The organism is Acinetobacter sp. YH01004, assembly GCF_013420455.1.
Classification (GTDB): domain Bacteria; phylum Pseudomonadota; class Gammaproteobacteria; order Pseudomonadales; family Moraxellaceae; genus Acinetobacter; species Acinetobacter towneri.
This window is the reverse complement of record NZ_VOXZ01000006.1, coordinates 56,759-72,261: the sequence shown is the minus strand read 5'-3', so window position 1 is coordinate 72,261 and position 15,503 is coordinate 56,759. Positions and strand designations below refer to the sequence as shown.

The window sequence follows — 15,503 nt, the reverse complement described above, 5'->3', positions numbered from 1 at the left end:
CAAAAACTCCTGAGCAAGTTCTCAGGAGTTTTTTATTCAGCACGATTTAATTAGGGTCTGTTGACAATTCGTCTATGTTTGCGACATGAGAGATATATCTCGCAAGGTTTTTTAGCTGATATAAGGCATGGGACAGGAAATTTACTCATTCTAAATGACTGGCACATAACGTAATAGCAGCAAAAAATATGCTTGTACCCTTGCGCAGCAAACAAAGCAGTGCTTTGTTTTTGCTCATGTGGCTAAAACTTTCACAGATTGCGTTATAAAACTTGAAAATAAACCCGTTATTCCCTGCGTTTCATGCCTAATCTGCTCAGTTTTAGCCTACAGCGCAAGCCATTTATGAAATATCAACAGACCCTAGTAAACCTAAATCCTGCCGCAACTATAACGCCGCTTTTAAATTACAGCCATAGCCCATGGTCTGTTGTACTTGGCGGTAACTGGTGTAACGATTCAAAATAAAATCATAATAAGATTCTGCATTGGCAAAATTTTCAGCCAAATTTTCCTGCTCTGCACGCGGTAATTTTACATCTTTAAGAAAATCTAGATTGTTATGTCCTAAGCGATATAACTCAGCAAAATAACCATTCATCATATCGCAATAAGCAATTTTAGTCGGCTTTAAAGCAGTACTGGCGACCAAATGCTGATTCAAAGTTTGTAAGTTATTTACATCTAAAGGGAATTGATGCGCAAATGCGATATTTTCGACTTGTTTAAATTGTTTGAAGTCTTGCGCCAATTTGACATTTAAAGCATCTATACGCTGTTGTAATGCAGTCGCATCCTGAACCTGATATTGCTTTGGATCAATTTTTACTTGAGTTTGCTGTGGATTGCTACACGCACTTAATCCACACACCACAAGCAAACCACCATAAACGAAAGGCTTCATTAATTTACTCATCAATTCATACATCAGGCTTATTATGCCTGAAAGCATCTGCAAATTTAATGATATCGCTCATCTTAATATTTCATAAAGAAATGACGGATATGATTTGCCAATCTACCTAGAGTTGGGCAAAGTAGATAAAAACATGGAGTAAATAATATGACCTTATTAGAACAACTGAATATAAAGCATCCTATTTTTCTTGCTCCAATGGCTGGCGTTTCTACTCCCGAACTTGCAGCCGAGGTTTCTAATCAAGGTGGTTTTGGCTCACTCGGTTTAGGTGCAAACACGGTAGATGCTGCACGTGAGCAAATTTTACGCACTCAAGAACTGACTGATTTTCCATTTCAGGTCAATTTCTTTTGCCATGAATCAAGTCCACTAGATGAAGTCGCTGCACAAGCGTGGATTGCACATTTTCAGCCAATCTTTGAACGCTATGGCGCAACTGCACCGAGTCAACTAAATTGTATTTATCCAAGTTTTAAAGACCATGATGGATATTTAGATCTTGTACTAGAAACTAAACCACAAGCCGTCAGTTTTCACTTCGGGATTCCGCATGCGCATCAAATTCAGGCTTTAAAAGATGCAGGAATCATTACTATGGTTTCAGCAACCAACTTAGCCGAAGCTCAAGCCATTGAAGCAGCGGGAATTGATGTCATTATCGCCCAAGGCATTGAGGCAGGTGGACATCGGGGTATCTTTAACCAAACCTTTGATAGTGCAATTAAAACCAGCGATTTAGTACAACTAATTCGTGAACATTGTACCCTGCCAGTGGTTGCAGCAGGTGGCATTATGAATGGTCAGCAAGCACAGTTAATGCTGAAATTGGGCGCTTCTGCGGTACAGCTGGGTACAGCTTTTGTGCAATGTAAAAGTTCCAATGCCAATCCAGCTTATCGACAAGCTTTATTTCAACAAAACATTACTCAAATGACCGACAGCATTTCTGGACGCCCTGCCCGTGGTTTAATTAATCATTGGCATACACAAGTAGATACGCCAGATCGTTTAACAGTACCTACCTATCCGTATAGCTATGATCTTGCAAAACAGTTGCATGCAGCAGCCGTTATACAAGGCGAGCAAGGTTATGCTCCGTTTTGGGCTGGTAGTAATGTGAGTCAGATACGTGAATTAGAAGCCGCAGATTTAATTAATCAGTTGGTTTTGGAAATGATTCACGCACGCTAAGTTTACGTACAGAAAACTCAACTGTGTATCACAGTTGAGTTTTTATTTAGTTCCAAAAAAGCTAAAGCATATATTTGCATGCGATTACTTTGTGTCTAACAAGTTCACGGTTTCAACCTGCACATCACTCATGATTTCACCATGCGCAAGTAGCTGATTAAAGTAATCTTCAACCACTTTATATTGTTCTGCAGTACTTTCTACTTGATACATACTTTGACGGAATTCATTACTTGAACGTAAACCTTTGGTGTACCAAGCAATATGTTTACGTGAAATACGACAACCTGAATATTCACCATAAAATTCATACAGCTCAGCTAAATGTCCTAATAGGACTTTTTGAACTTCTGCAATACTCGGTGCGGCAAGCAGCTCCCCCGTTGCTAAATAATGTGCAATTTCCCGAAAAATCCACGGACGCCCCTGTGCTGCACGTCCAATCATAATCGCATCTGCGCCTGTATAGTCCAAGACATATTTGGCCTTTTCAGGGCTATCTATATCACCATTGGCAATCACAGGTATCTGCAACATACTTTTCACGTCTTTAATGAGTGAGTAACGTGCATGATTTAAATACATATCTTCACGGGTACGACCATGCAAAGCTAAAGCGGCAATACCAGCTTGTTCCGCACGCTTTGCCACACGTAAGATATTTTCCTGACCATTTAAAAAACCCAAACGGGTTTTAAGGGTTACAGGTACATCAACTGCAGCAACGACAGTATCTAAAATACGTGCCACCAAATCTTCATCTTGCAACAAGGCAGAACCTGCTAACTTATTACAGACTTTTTTGGCAGGACAGCCCATATTGATATCAACAATTTGTGCACCATTGGCGACTTGATAACGTGCGGCTTCGGCCAAATCATGCGGGTCTGAACCTGCAATTTGTGCAGAAATTGGTGCAAGTTCCCCATCAAAGTTGGCACGATACAAACTCTTTTTACTCATGCGCAAAGTTTTGTCAGAGGTCATCATTTCACTGACCGCATGCCCTGCACCAAAGTACTTGCACAATGAGCGAAAGGGTCTATCAGTGACACCTGCCATCGGGGCAACGATCAAATTATTTGACAGTTGATAGGGACCAATATACATATATATTCTTAACTTTAACGATTGGCATAGTATACTGCATCTGCCCTTTGGGCTCATCCATTTGGAACGAGTTTTCCCTATCTATGAAAGACACTGTATTCACTTCTTTGATGAAACCCTTCAGCGTGCTTGTTTTATCATTAAGCTTGGCTGCCTGTGGAGATAGCGCATGGTGGTCTAAGGACAATGAGCCTACCCTTGAAGCAGAACAAATCCGCAAACTCATTCCAAATCGGGTCAGCGAGCGTAGTGCTTGGGCAAAAGATATTTACGATATTTCAGAGCAATTGGGCATTCCACAAACCAAAGAAAATATGTGTACCATCATTGCCGTCGTGGATCAGGAATCGAACTTTGTAGCCGACCCTCAAGTCTATGGTCTGGGTGAAAAAGCAGTTAAAGAAGTGCAAGACCGTTTGGATGAGAAATTTAAAGATAAACTGGGCGAAGCCATTGGTGGTACGGTTGCAGGCTATTTTCAGGATGTACTGAAAAACCACCCAAGCCCTGAAGATAACTATTTAAGCCAAATGCGTCGTGTGAAAACCGAACGTGAACTGGATGAATTGTATCGTGAAATTTTTGACTATATGGCCAAACATTATCACGTGTCTGCGCTAACAGGTGCTGCCAAACTGTTTGGACAAAATATTGGCGAAAAACTTAATCCAATTACTACTTTAGGCTCGATGCAAGTACATATTAGCTATGCCAAAGAGCATAAACGCCAAAGCGGTAACATCGCAGAGTTACGCAGCGATCTATACACTCAATATGGCGGATTATATTACGGAATTCATCGTTTAATGATGTACCCTGCCGATTACGATCAACCGCTATACCGCTTTGCTGATTATAACTCTGGCATGTATTCGAGCCGCAATGCCGCATTCCAAAGCATGCTAAATGATTTAACTGAAGCAGAATTAGATTTAGATGGTGATTTGCTACTTTATACTAAAGATGGTAGCGTGCGTAATGCAAAGAGTGAATCCGAACGTGAATTAATTGCTGTTTTTTCAAAACATAATATTTTAGTCACCCCACGACAAATTCGTGCAGACCTAAAAAAAGAAAAAGAAAAGAAATTTGAAGATACTGCGACATATTTAGCAGTCACGAAACTCTATAAAGCGCAAACGGGCAAAGAGCCATTTTATGCCATGATGCCGCAAGTGGTCATTTCAGGGCCTAAACTGAGTCGAGATTACAACACCAATTGGTTTGCTACGCGAGTCAATGGACGTTATAAAACATGCATGCAAAAAGCCAAAAATATAAAAATCTAGCCCTATTTGATTTTGATGGGACCCTGTGCAGCAAAGACAGTTTTACAGGGTTTATTTTCTATGCTTTATCTAAGCGGCATATTTTTAAGCAAGGACTTAAAATCTTGCCTTGGATTCAGGCTTACTATTTAAAAGTTTATCCTGCACATGCCATGCGCCCTAAATTGTTTAATGCTATGTTTAAAGATGCAAATACAGCTGAAATATTAGCACTTGCACAGCGCTACGCAGTAGATTTAATACATGATCTTAACCCACAACTATTACAACAATTAAAGCAGCATCAATTCAATGGAGATGAAGTGGTGGTTGTTTCTGCAAGTGTAGATATTTATTTACAGTATATTTGTCAGCAGTTAAATGTCGCTTTGCTTTGTACTGAAACAGAAATTAAAAATCTACAATTCACAGGGCAATATTCAACACCTGATTGCAGTCAGGAACAAAAGAAAATACGGATTTTAGAACAATATGATTTAGAAAATTATGCTGCTATTTATGCGTATGGTAATAGTGATGAAGATGATGCCATGCTGAGTTTAGCGACTTATTCTTATATGGTGGGTAGTGATCATTCATTGCCAGAAATTGTAACTTATAAAAAACTGGCTTGATTTTGATGAATGATATAATAAAACCACAATTTGAATTGTGGGTTTTTTAAGTTACATGTAGCGGATGCCGCCTATGGTGATTACTTTTTTATACCCAGAATAGAAAATAAAAATAGAGTTTTCTCTTAATAAAATAGCTGATGATTCTGCATAAAAATAACGACTACAACACCTAAAGCAATAAAAAAGGTGACACTTTACAGCATCACCTCTAATTCAAAATAGAAGTATAGTTTTAAACCAAGATCAATCACTTAATCTATTCGTACTAAACAACTCATTTGTAAGTCACTTATTTCTTAAATGGAAAAGCATATTTCACAATACGTTTAAGCACACTGCCGTACTGTTTAACTAAGCTCGCATTGTTGTAGTTCAAGCCATACTTTTCACACACAGCTTGTACTTTTGGAGCCATTTTACGATAGCGACGTGCAGGAATATCTGGATATAAATGGTGTTCAATTTGATGGCTTAAATGTCCTGTCAAAATGTGGAATGCTTCAGAACCTGTAAGATTCGATGAACCACGAATTTGACGCATATACCAGTGACCACGGCTTTCGTTTTGCATCACAGACTTTGGAAATACTTCTACATCCTTCGTAAAGTGACCGCAGAAAATAATGCTGAATGTCCAAATATTACGAATACCATTCGCAACCAAGTTCCCTGTAAACACTGGTAAAGCCGAAGGGCCTGCAATCAATGGAAAGAACACATAATCTTTAAACAATTGTTTTCCAATTTTCTTCTGCATAGGTTGCCATTCTTTTTTGGCTTGGGCTTTGCTTTTACGGCCATTCAAAATTTTACCAATTTCTAAATTCTGAATGGCAACACCCCATTGGAACAGTAAGCAGAAAGGAATACTGTATAAAGGTTGCAATAAATAGCCTGATCTCCAGCGCTGTTCTGGGAACAAACGCACCAAACCATAGCCAATATCATCATCCATACCTTTAATATTGGTATAAGTATGGTGTTTAAAGTTATGGGTTTGACGCCAGTTGTCTGAAGTACCTACCGTATCCCATTCATAACTTGCACCATTGAATTTAGGATCATTCATCCAGTCATACTGACCATGCATGACATTATGACCTAATTCCATGTTTTCCATAATTTTGGCAAAGCCTAACAAGCCTGTACCCAAAACCCATGCTGGCGGGAACCATCCTGCGAACAATAAGGCACGACCTGCCATTGAGCTATAACGAATGGTTGAATAAACACGGCGGATGTATTTAGCATCTTTTTCGCCAATATCATCCAAAACTTCTTGTTTAATGGCGTCTAATTCACGTGCAAGCTCATCTAATTCAAATTGAGTGAGTTCACGGTTTTTAGGATTGCGGAAATATTCTATTTTTACTGGCATATTCATAATCGGAACTCGCTTATAAATCAATAATTAAATCGGTTTGTGCTGAATTGACGCAGATTTTCAATTGGTTATTCGGTTCGCTGTTTTGAACACCATCGACCAAGTTTTTAGTTGAACCTTCAGCCTTGTTGCATACGCATTTATGGCAAATTCCCATACGACAGCCGTATTTAGGTTTAATATTTTGCTGTTCCAGACTTTCTAAAATGGACTTGCCTTTTGGAATAGTGACAATCTTTTTCGATTGAGTCAGTGTAACTTGTACCAAACCAACATCGTCACTTAAAACAGGCGTCATGCTAAAAGCTTCTGTTTTTAGCAAGGCAGCCTGTGCAAGTAATTGTTCAGCTTGCGTGGTAAAACCCGATGGGCCACATGCAAACACTGCACTTTGCTCAATTTGCGCTAAGTCTTTTAAATGTTCTGCATTTAAACGGCTGTGCGCCAAACTCGGCTCTTGGGTATAAAGCACTTGAAATTTAAAGTTTGGATATTGCTGTGCCCAAGCTTCAAATTGCGCTTTAAATGCTGCATCTGCAAAGGTTTTTACCCAATACATTAAAGTCACTGGAGTGCTACTAAGACGACCAGATTTTGCCATGTCTTGTACCAGACTATACATCGGTGTGATACCGCTACCTGCTGCCAATAGAATTAAAGGCTGGGCTTGTGCAGGCAATTGCATATCACCATAAGGCGCACCAAACTCTAAAGTATCGCCAACTTTGGCTTGCTCAACCAGCCATGTGCTGACTTTGCCCTGATCAACTTTTTTTACCGTCAATAAAACGTGTTGTGCATCTAACTGAGTCAAACTATAAGTTCGCTCATAGCGTACACCTTGAATGTTTACATAAACTGGATGATGCTGACCTGCTGCACCCATTTGAAACTTTTTATTGACTTGTAGTGTAAGACTCACCACATCTTTTGCGGTTTGCTCTTTTTTTACAATTTTGCCGAGTGACTGATTCACCGACCATAATGGATTAATTTTTTGCAACCAGAAATTTGCTGCATAAGGATCTAGTACTGCAGTTGCAATACTGGTTAAGGGAGATTTTCTTTTTTCAGTTAGCTGCATGATTCAGCACCACCCGATGAAATTTTAATTATTATACACATGTATATATATTTGTATATACATCTGTATTGTTTCTAATCATTTCACAAGTACTGGCGCAACCGCTATAATGCCTCCAAGCTTATAAATTATTGAAAATATGACTCAGCCTGCCATGAAAACAAACCATGATGTGACTTTTCCAGAATCTGAAACGGTTCATGAGCCTCTTGTCGTGCGTACGGTTGGGCGTAAAGCCACCATTACCAAACAAGAATTATTTCAGGCAGCATTAAATTTAATTGGCCCACAAAAAAGTATCGCATCTTTAAGTTTACGTGAAGTTGCACGTGAAGCAGGCATCGCACCAAACAGTTTTTATCGTCATTTTAAAGATATTGATGAACTCGCGATTGAACTGATTGATCGTGCAGGTGTGGTGTTGCGTCAAATTCTGCATGAAGCACGTTTAAAAGCATCTAAACAAAACAGTATTATTCGCAGCTCGGTTGAAGTATTTATTGAACAATTAGATACCGATGAAGGCAATTTAAGTCTGCTATTACGTGAAGGTTATACGGGTTCAACCTCTTATAAGCTAGCTGTTGAGCGCCAATTGAATTATTTCCAGCAAGAATTGCAGGATGATTTAATTCGTTTGGAACGTTTGAATAATAGCAAATTGGCGCATCCCGACATTGCAGCCAAAGCCATTACGCAACTGGTGTTTAATATGGGTGCCAAAGTCATTGATATGCCAACTGCAGAGCGCAAAGAAACCGCCGAACAAACCATGATTATGATTCGTATGATTTTAGAAGGTGCGCGTCATTTGGATGAAGGGAAGATTCGATAAACCCAAGTTTATCCCTTCTCTATCAAAGCAGCTTTAACCACATAAATCTGCTTTTTTTTATTTTGGATGCAACCACTTTGCTTATATAGTTTCTGTGTACTGAAAATCAGCACGTCATTTTATGACGCTGAAATTCGACAAGTGATGCTGAGTTTTTATAATCTAAGGATTAATAACAACAAAGCAAAGGCAAATCAATATGCTATTTCTTGATGATACGGCTCAGACTGAACCACAACGCAAGATTACACTCGATTTATCACAGGATGCCGCCACTATACAGCAGCACATTGTCGCGCTCAGTCAAAAATATCAACCTGAACTAATTGTTGCCGAAGGTCTTGAGGCAGATTTTATTTTAGAAAGTTTAACTGAAATTCTGCCACACTGCGGTGGAATTGCGCTCAAACACCCTACCGACAATGTTTCACTCGAAAAACTGCAACATGCCTATCTGCAGCGTGGTAAACAGCGTTTTTATGAGGTGAGAATCATGTTGTTACAGACACATCCTCAATTTAAGTCATTTAGTAGACCTCTTGCGAAAGTAAAAAATGCTTCAATATAGATTTCATGAGATATGAGAAATTAAACCGTTTTTCAGATTCTGAATTTAAGCGCTTGGTTGGTGTACCTCGACCAGTTTTTACTGAAATGGTCGATGTTTTAGAAAAAGCAGAATCACTTAAAAAGAAATCAGGTCGTCCTCATACTTTAGCTATAGAGGATCAATTGTTATTAACGCTCAATTACTTACGCAACTACAGCACTCAACTAGAATTGGCAGCATACTACCATATCGCTGAAAGTAATGTGAATCGAACCATTAAAAAGGTTGAAGATGCTTTGATGAAATCGAGATGTTATACTCTGCCAAAACGAAGTATTACCACAGCAGACGAACACTTTAACTGGGTCATTATTGATGCGACAGAATGTTCAATAGAACGCCCGAAAAAAAAACCAGAGTAAGTTCTACAGTGGTAAAAAGAAGAAACATACACTAAAAACCCAAGTGATCTATCATCCGCAGAGCAAACAAATCATAGGGATCGATGTATCAAATGGCAGTCAGCATGATATTAAACTGGCAAGAAAAACGGTTAAGAAGTTTAAACATTGTGAATATGTTCTGACGGATTTAGGGTACTATGGATTAGAACAAGAGGGGTTTAAGTTATTGATGCCAATCAAGAAAAAGAAGAATTTACCTTTATTTGATGCTGAGAAAAAGTACAATAAAATGCTTGAAAAAATACGAGTTGTGATCGAACACATCAATAGTCAATTGAAAACATTTAGAATATTAAGTGAACGCTATCGAAATAGACGGAAAAGATTCGGTTTACGCATTAACTTAATCGCTGCACTGGTAAACCGAATTAACTTGCAATAACGACTTTCGCAAGAGGTCTAGTGATTTATTTTATATGATGCAACCCGATGACAATTTTGAGGCAGAAGTTGAATATTTGCTTAACACATATTTTCTAATAGGCAATAACAACGCTGACTAAATAACTAAACGGCAAAATAATTCAATAAAATCTCAAAAACAAAGCGCCCGAAGGCGCTTCAACATAGATACAACATATTCAGATTTAAAATCAATCGGTTATGGCTTTACCACCACCATCACCTGAATTGCTTCAGGCGTGACCGACAAACCATCTAATAATGCAACACCTTCTTTTTGCAATTTCTGTAAACGTGTAATTTCATCTTCACGAATACTTGGGTTAAATTGCTTCAAATAGCTTAAACGGTCAATTTCATATTGCCATTTTTTGCTATATACATCTTTAGCTTGTTGCTTAAATTCAGGCAATGCAGCTTTAGCCAACTCCAAAGCCTGTGTATAACGCGCTTCAATCGCGTCACGGCGTGCTTTCACCACTTGACGACAACTGTTGCCATCTAAATGATGTAAATAAGGTTTTAAAATTTCAGGGGCAATTTTTTGCGATAAATCCTGCCCTTTTTCGCTCAATAAGACACGAATGAGTTGCTGTGGCAAGCTTGATGGCAAATTCAGGGCTTTAGGTGCAATGACATCCACTTTGAACCAGACTTCGAGCAACACAGAACCTTGTGGCAAAGCGGCAGATTTTAATACCGCAACGTTGGTGCTACCAAAACCTTGTGTATTGATCATTTCCATCACGCTTTCTGTGAATGGATGCTCTAGGGTCAAATACTGTGCATCTTCACGAATTTGCGCCTGATCCCGATAGAACGTCGCGGTCATGCCTTCTTCGTCTAAGGTCAAACCTTGCACTTGCATTTGATCAGTTGGTTTAATAATCACCGTGCCATTGCTTTGTTCATCGAAGTCAATATTGGTCGATGCCATAAAGCGCTTCATAAACATAGGCAACGTGGTATTGTCGTCGTAATCTTCTAAAGCTTGTACAATTTCCTGCGCCACCACAGGACGGCAAGAGTTGTATTCCAACAAACGATCTCGACCCGCTTGAAGTTCTGCTTCCAAAGCTTCACGCTGCACACTGACTGCTTCCAGTAAATCTTCAAACTGTTGTCCTAAATCTGCAAGTAAGCAGTGTTTTAAATCGACAATAAAGTTTTCCTGCAAGGTTTGTGCAGTGGGTGAAATATTGCTGAAAATATTGAGTGCTTCGTTATACCAACGGAACATACGCTCTTGCGCAGTCCCCACCAAATACGGCACATGAATTTGAATACGGTTTTCTTGACCAATACGGTCTAAACGACCGATACGTTGTTCTAACACGTCGGGATTGGCAGGTAAGTCAAACAAAATCAGGTCTGATGCAAACTGGAAGTTACGCCCTTCTGAACCAATTTCGGAACACAATAAAATTTGTGCACCATAAGAATCTTCTGCGAAATATGCTGCCGCTTGGTCACGTTCTAACAAGCTCATGCCTTCATGGAACATTGCAGTACGAATACCTGCATGTAGGCGCAGCGCATTTTCAAGGGCTTCTACCACAGGGCCGCTACGCGCAATTAAAAGCACTTTTTTATGTTTTAAGTCGCTACGCAAACGCTCCATTAACCACATTACACGCGGGTCAGTTTCCATCCAACTGCCATCGAGCTGTGCTTCTTCTGGCCACATTTGTTCACGTAACTTGCCATCTTTAGACCAATTTTCTGGTGCAGGTAATGGCGCAGGCTGACAATCACGGCCTGGGAAACCTTGAATTGCTTCACGAGTATTACGGAACAAAATACGCCCTGTACCATGACGGTCTAACAATTCGTGGATGGCACGGAAACGCTGTTCAGGGTTATCTTCAATGCGATGTCCCAATAAGCCTTCTAGCGCAGCCAAATGGCTTTCTTCCAATGCGGCATCTGACATTAAGACTTCAGCAATTTTTGCCGTATGTTGATATTGCGCTTCTTCATCCAAGAAACAGTCTAGCGAACTAAAACGCTGCGGATCGAGCAAACGTAAACGTGCAAAATGGCTTTCTACACCCAGTTGCTCAGGCGTTGCTGTGAGTAATAACACCCCTGCAGTTTGTTCGGCTAATTCTTCGACCAGATCATAACGGTCATTGCCACCTTCTTCTTCGCTCCACATTAAGTGATGCGCTTCATCGACCACCAGCAAATCAAAACCTGCTTCTAAGGCTTGTTCGCGTAAGTCATCGTGGTCAATCATTAAATCGACTGAAGCAATGATGCATTGTTCGGTCAAGAATGGATTCAGGTCAGGATCGTGTTCTTTAATAGATGCTGTGCGAGTTAAATCGAACAAAGAGAATTGCAGATTGAAACGGCGACGCATTTCAATCATCCACTGATATTGCAGCGAATCAGGCACCAAAATCAGGATACGTTCCGCACGTCCTGTTTTGAGTTGCTGATGGATGATTAAACCTGCTTCGATGGTTTTACCCAAACCAACTTCATCTGCCAACAATACACGTGGCGCAAAACGCTTACCGACTTCATGTGCAATATAAAGTTGATGTGGAATCAAACCTACACGCGAACCCACCAAGCCACGCAGTGGACTGCTTTGCATATTGGCTTGCATCAACAAGGCTTCTATACGCAAGTCGTACCATTCTTTATAGTCAATTTGGCTGGCAAGCAAGCGGTCTAAGGGTTTCGAAAGTTGGATACTTGCACCAATACGGGTTTCATTCAGTGATTTTTTTTCTTCACTGCCATCTTGCAAACGACGCACCACGTTATAACGCAATACGCCATGACGGTCTTCGACCGATTCAACCGTCCACACATTGCCTTCTTGGTCTTGAACTTCATCATTTACATTAAAAATGATACGCGATAAAGGTGCGTTATTGCGTGCATAGACACGGGTTTCATCACTTTTAGGGAATAAAATGCTGACCGATCGCTCATCTACATCAATCAGAACACCAAGTCCTAATTCCGTTTCTGTGTCTGATAACCAACGTTGACCAATAGCAAACTGCTGCAATTTTTCCACCTTTATTTAGAAGTTAGGACGTATAAATTTTTGCGCAAAACCAGCTGAGTATTTGAGCAAAAATTCAGGGCGTATAGCAATATATTTTGACATAAAGCGCACTAAAAAGAGAGCCTAAAGCACAGGCTTTGCGTAATCTTTTTCGCTTAAAATGGGACTGGGCAAGTAAACTGTACACGTTGCTCAGTTTGTGGATGCAGAAAACTTAATTCTGCTGCATGTAAACACAAACGAGGCATGAGTTGTTGCTGTTCGGGCGTGGCATACAAAGTATCACCAATAATTGGATGACCTAAATATTGCATGTGTACTCGCAGTTGATGCGAACGACCTGTAATCGGCGTCAGTTGCACACGAGTCACAATTTGCCCCTGCAATTCAAATTGCTCCAATGCACGCCAATGCGTTAACGCAGGTTTGTTATGGGTTGCATCGGCAATGTGTAATGGAGGATGTGCAGGATCATAGACCACAGGCACATCTACAGTGCCTTCACCTTGCAGTTGCCCTGCCACCAATGCCTGATAGGTTTTATCGGTTTGGCGTTCTTGAAACTGACGCGAAATTTGTTTTTGCGCCCATTTCGTGAGTGCAAATACCAAAATACCCGAAGTATCACGATCTAAGCGATGAATCAGCAAAGTGCGCGGCTCAATTTTAACTAGACGACTCATCACACAATCTTGCAAATCTGCTGTTTTACCTGGAACGGTGAGTATGCCAGCGGGTTTATGTATCACCATAAACTCATCGTCACGATGAATCAGGTGTTCGCTTAGAAAATTACTCAATTTCAATTCCGGGCCGATCGTGAAAACAAGGCGGCAATAATAAAAAGCCTGACACAGAATTACAATGCAAAATACATCAATTCCCGATGAATTTTCCGATTTACATTCCTGAATCAGACAATCTGCTGAATTTTAAATCAGCCTGCTTTTAGAAATGTGGGTTTTATAGCATGCAGGAGGCTTTGTTGCATAAATATTTTTTAAGATACTGTTTTAAAGGTTTTTAAAATTTGGATAGAAAAATACAATGAAATCATAGTGCAAGATAGTTGCACAACAAAGCCGTTCTGAAGCTATATCTTTGATGGCGGGAGCAAATGAAGTAATAGGATTCATATTTAGTTTGACCAGGCTATTTTAGTGTTTAACAAGACGCTGATCTAAGCCTTTGATATTAAATTGAAGAGTATGTCTTCAATTTAACCTAAAGCATAGATATTTTGGAGATATCTATGCCTTTTAGGACAGTATTAAGCAGAGGTCAAATTACGCCTTCATTTCCGCAAATGTTTCTTTTGCAGCTTGAATGGTGTAGGCAATATCTTCATCACTATGCGCAGATGAAATAAAGCCTGCTTCAAAAGCAGATGGCGCCAAGTTCACACCACGTTGCAACATTCCGTGGAAGAATTTACGGAAAGCATCGACATCGCAATTCAGCATAGAATCAAAACTGGTGATGTCATCTTGGTCAGTAAAATACAAACCAAACATCGCACCGACTTGTTGCGTCTTGAATGGGATACCTGCTTCATCTGCCGCAGCTTGTAAGCCTGCCAATAATTTTTCCAATTGCGCAGTTAAGTTTTCATAAAAACCTTCGGCACGTAAATGTTTAAACATTTCAATGCCTGCACGCATCGCTAATGGGTTACCCGACAAAGTACCTGCTTGATACACTTTACCTAATGGTGCAATACACTCCATGATTTCGCGTTTACCACCAAATGCACCTACTGGTAAGCCTGCACCAATAATTTTACCGAGTGTGGTCAAGTCTGGTTTAACATTATAATGTGCCTGAGCACCGCCCAAGCTAACACGGAAACCAGTCATCACTTCATCAATGATAAAAACTGCACCGTGTTCATCACAGACATCACGAATCGCTTGCAAGAAACCATCAATCGGTTTAACCAAGTTCATGTTGCCCGCAACAGGTTCAACAATCACCCCCGCAATTTCAGCACCAAACTTTGCAAAACATTCTTTTAAAGTGGCGATATCGTTATAGGGCAAAGTCAACGTGTGTTTGGCAAAATCGGCAGGAACACCCGCAGAAGTTGCTTCACCTTCACCACTGGTTAAAAGTCCTGAGCCTGCTTTGACCAACAGCGAATCTGAGTGTCCATGATAGCAACCTTCAAATTTGACGATTTTGTCACGACCTGTATAACCACGCGCCAAACGAATTGCGGTCATGGTGGCTTCTGTACCTGAGTTGGTCATGCGAACCAACTCAATTGAAGGCATAATTTCGCAAATAATATCGGCCAAAGTCGTTTCATGCACCGTTGGCGCACCAAAACTCAAACCATCTTCAGCTGCAGCTTGCACCGCCTGAATAATAGCAGGATGGGCATGACCTAAAATCATTGGTCCCCAAGAACCTACATAGTCGACATAGCGTTTGCCATCGACATCGTACAAATAAGCACCTTTGGCTTTTTCAATAAATACAGGGGTTCCGCCTACCCCGTTAAATGCGCGTACAGGTGAATTGACACCACCTGGAATATGCTTATTGGCTTGTTTAAACAATTGTTCTTGCTTTGGAGATAAGCTCATGGAGGCACTCAACTCAAAAAATAAAATAAAAAATTAGCTGTC

At 40.2% G+C, this 15,503-nt stretch carries 13 protein-coding genes; 6 read left to right on the top strand and 7 right to left on the bottom strand.

Translation table 11 applies throughout. The features are described from left to right. Nucleotides 1–388 precede the first annotated feature (388 nt). Complete coding sequence (locus FTT71_RS06110) at nt 389–904, bottom strand: hypothetical protein (protein ID WP_131260826.1); 516 nt, start codon at nt 902–904, stop codon at nt 389–391. 159 nt (nt 905–1,063) lie between these two features. On the opposite strand from FTT71_RS06110, the gene FTT71_RS06105 reads away from it, so the two are divergent. Continuing rightward, nucleotides 1,064–2,110 carry a nitronate monooxygenase family protein gene (locus FTT71_RS06105; RefSeq protein WP_154320665.1) on the top strand — a complete coding sequence of 349 codons (1,047 nt, stop codon included), beginning with the start codon at nt 1,064–1,066 and terminating at the stop codon, nt 2,108–2,110. Nucleotides 2,111–2,194: 84 nt separating this feature from the next. Here FTT71_RS06105 and dusB read toward each other — a convergent pair whose 3' ends face one another. After that, nucleotides 2,195–3,220 (bottom strand): tRNA dihydrouridine synthase DusB, encoded by a 1,026-nt coding sequence (dusB, locus tag FTT71_RS06100; protein ID WP_154320664.1) that lies wholly within the window; start codon nt 3,218–3,220, stop codon nt 2,195–2,197. 83 nt (nt 3,221–3,303) lie between these two features. Between dusB and FTT71_RS06095 the strand changes: the two genes are divergently transcribed. After that, the gene (locus FTT71_RS06095) at nt 3,304–4,509 is read left to right on the top strand and encodes a DUF1615 family protein (protein ID WP_154320663.1); all 1,206 of its coding nucleotides are present in this window, start codon (nt 3,304–3,306) and stop codon (nt 4,507–4,509) included. Continuing rightward, the gene (locus FTT71_RS06090; RefSeq protein ID WP_154320662.1) at nt 4,476–5,123 is read left to right on the top strand and encodes an HAD-IB family phosphatase; all 648 of its coding nucleotides are present in this window, start codon (nt 4,476–4,478) and stop codon (nt 5,121–5,123) included. The genes FTT71_RS06095 and FTT71_RS06090 overlap by 34 nt, the downstream gene beginning before the upstream one ends. A 292-nt stretch (nt 5,124–5,415) precedes the next feature. On the opposite strand, the gene FTT71_RS06085 is transcribed toward FTT71_RS06090, so the two are convergent. Beyond that, nucleotides 5,416–6,510 carry an acyl-CoA desaturase gene (locus FTT71_RS06085; RefSeq protein ID WP_096900933.1) on the bottom strand — a complete coding sequence of 365 codons (1,095 nt, stop codon included), beginning with the start codon at nt 6,508–6,510 and terminating at the stop codon, nt 5,416–5,418. Between the two features lie 13 nt (nt 6,511–6,523). Beyond that, a complete protein-coding gene (locus tag FTT71_RS06080) occupies nt 6,524–7,594 on the bottom strand; it encodes a ferredoxin reductase (protein WP_180160803.1) in 1,071 nt (356 codons plus the stop codon). Nucleotides 7,595–7,748: 154 nt separating this feature from the next. On the opposite strand from FTT71_RS06080, the gene fabR reads away from it, so the two are divergent. The 3 genes from fabR to FTT71_RS06065 all read left to right on the top strand — a co-directional run bounded on the left by fabR (nt 7,749) and on the right by FTT71_RS06065 (nt 9,825). Further along, nucleotides 7,749–8,429 (top strand): HTH-type transcriptional repressor FabR, encoded by a 681-nt coding sequence (fabR, locus tag FTT71_RS06075; RefSeq protein ID WP_171501104.1) that lies wholly within the window; start codon nt 7,749–7,751, stop codon nt 8,427–8,429. A 199-nt stretch (nt 8,430–8,628) separates the two neighbouring features. After that, on the top strand, nt 8,629–8,997 hold the full coding sequence (locus FTT71_RS06070; RefSeq protein ID WP_154320659.1) for a hypothetical protein: 369 nt from the start codon (nt 8,629–8,631) through the stop codon (nt 8,995–8,997). 5 nt (nt 8,998–9,002) lie between these two features. Then, nucleotides 9,003–9,825 (top strand): IS5 family transposase gene (locus FTT71_RS06065; protein WP_180160802.1). Its coding sequence is split into 2 segments (ribosomal slippage): nt 9,003–9,383 and nt 9,385–9,825, totalling 822 coding nucleotides; the frame shifts between segments, so codons are not numbered across the junction. Between the two features lie 219 nt (nt 9,826–10,044). Here the strand turns inward: FTT71_RS06065 and rapA are convergent. From rapA to hemL, 3 genes are all read right to left on the bottom strand, one after another. Continuing rightward, on the bottom strand, nt 10,045–12,882 hold the full coding sequence (gene rapA, locus FTT71_RS06060) for an RNA polymerase-associated protein RapA (RefSeq protein ID WP_180160801.1): 2,838 nt from the start codon (nt 12,880–12,882) through the stop codon (nt 10,045–10,047). 146 nt (nt 12,883–13,028) lie between these two features. Continuing rightward, nucleotides 13,029–13,673, bottom strand: coding sequence for an RluA family pseudouridine synthase (locus FTT71_RS06055; protein ID WP_004973024.1), 645 nt, complete (start codon nt 13,671–13,673; stop codon nt 13,029–13,031). 486 nt (nt 13,674–14,159) lie between these two features. Then, nucleotides 14,160–15,461 (bottom strand): glutamate-1-semialdehyde 2,1-aminomutase, encoded by a 1,302-nt coding sequence (hemL, locus tag FTT71_RS06050; protein ID WP_131260835.1) that lies wholly within the window; start codon nt 15,459–15,461, stop codon nt 14,160–14,162. Nucleotides 15,462–15,503 lie beyond the last annotated feature (42 nt).